Below are 1,800 nucleotides of genomic sequence, written 5' to 3' on the forward strand. Positions count from 1 at the left end.
ATGATTAAGGTATAAACTAAAAAAGTATATACTTTTAGTTTATAATTGATTATTTTGTTTTTTTAATGATATTAAAAGTATTTTTAGTATCGTCAGAAAATTATATTGTAATTCACTTTGACTGAATAGTTACAAAATAGTATTATTAAATTTTTTTTCACCCTTATTTTCCTCCTTTTAATTTGTATTATACAGAAATTACGACCTTTATTATATTGTATCACTACCTCAATTCTCATATTGTAGTAAAATATTTGTACATCTTATTAGAACAAGTCTAAAAAAAATCGCCATAAGCTTTATAGGCTTATGGCTTCAATATTTATAAAAAATGGATTCTTATTTATATAATTGTATCATCTTTATTAAAGACTTTATATTACTCTTATCGTCCATTTTTTCTATTCTACTTTAGTATACTTTTGTACAATTTAGGTTTTATTTTTTGTTTTTCTTCATATACTCTATAGCTTTTAATGTTCCCATCTTAGAATGGTCAAATGTAAGTCCACCTTGGAAGTAGACATTGTACGGTGGCTTTATTGGAGCATCTGCACTTAACTCTATAGATGAACCTTGAACAAAGGCACCTGCTGCCATTATAACTTCTGCATCATATCCTGGCATTGCCCATGGCACTGGCTTAACATATGAGTCAACTGGTGCTGCTGCTTGTACACCTTGACAGAAAGCTATTACTTCATCTGCATTATTTAACTTAACTATTTGTATTATATCACTTCTTAAATCTTCTGGTTTTGGAAGTACTTCATATCCTAGTTTTTCAAAAATTCTAGCACAGAAGATAGCTCCCATTAAAGCTTGTGATACAACATATGGTGCCATAAAGAATCCTTGTAATACATTTCTACTTGTTCCAAATGTAAGACCGCACTCTTTTCCTATACCAGGAGAAGTTAATCTATATGATATTAATTCAACTAAATCAGCTCTACCTGCTATATATCCACCAGTTAATGCAAGTCCTCCACCTGGATTTTTTATAAGTGAACCTGCCATTATGTCTACTCCAACATGTGTTGGCTCTTTAGTTTCTATAAATTCTCCATAACAGTTATCTACCATAACTATTACATCTTTATTGATAGATTTTACTATATCTACTATTTCTTTGATATCTTCTATTCTAAGAGATTTTCTCCAAGAGTACCCTTTAGATCTTTGTATAAATACCATTTTAGTTTTATCATTTAACTTTTCTTTAATTCCTTCTAAGTCAACATTACCATCTTCTAAGAAATCTACTTGGCTATATGTAACTCCAAATTCTTTTAAAGAACCTTTTTCTTCTCTTATTCCGATAACACCTTCTAATGTATCATATGGCTTACCAGTAACTGAAAATATTTCATCACCTGGTCTAAGTATACCTTGTAAACAAAGCGTCAAAGCATGAGTTCCATTTACTATTATAGGTCTAACTATTGCATCTTCTGCCCCAAATACATTTGAATATATTTCTTCTATTTTTTCACGACCTACGTCATTGTAACCATATCCAGTAGTCCAATTAAAGTGATTATCACTTAAATGTGCTTCTTGCATAGCTTTTAATACTTTATATTGATTGTATTCTCTTACTTCTTTTATTTCTTCAAATTTATCCTTTATATCTTCCATTACTTCTTGTGAAAGATTAAAAGTTTCATCATCTAACCCGTAGAAGCCTTTTAGTAATTCTTTTGTCTCGTTTAACATATTTTTCACCCATCTTTATTTTAATTTAACATTAGAATTTTACCATATCAAATTATATCTTGCAAGATTTGTAGTTATCTT

At 29.2% G+C, this 1,800-nt stretch carries 1 protein-coding gene; it reads right to left on the reverse strand.

Translation table 11 applies throughout. The features are described from left to right. Window positions 1–438 precede the first annotated feature (438 nt). The gene (locus ACRC03_RS11250; RefSeq protein ID WP_438652662.1) at window positions 439–1,719 is read right to left on the reverse strand and encodes an aminotransferase class I/II-fold pyridoxal phosphate-dependent enzyme; all 1,281 of its coding nucleotides are present in this window, start codon (window positions 1,717–1,719) and stop codon (window positions 439–441) included. Window positions 1,720–1,800: the final 81 nt, after the last annotated feature.

The sequence above is a fragment of the Romboutsia sp. genome, assembly GCF_051659545.1.
Classification (GTDB): domain Bacteria; phylum Bacillota; class Clostridia; order Peptostreptococcales; family Peptostreptococcaceae; genus JBOFOR01.

Coding starts and splice junctions, on each gene's coding strand:
- ACRC03_RS11250 (WP_438652662.1), bottom strand. CDS start 1,719: ATGTTAAACGAGACAAAAGAATTACTAAAAGGCTTCTACGGGTTAGAT.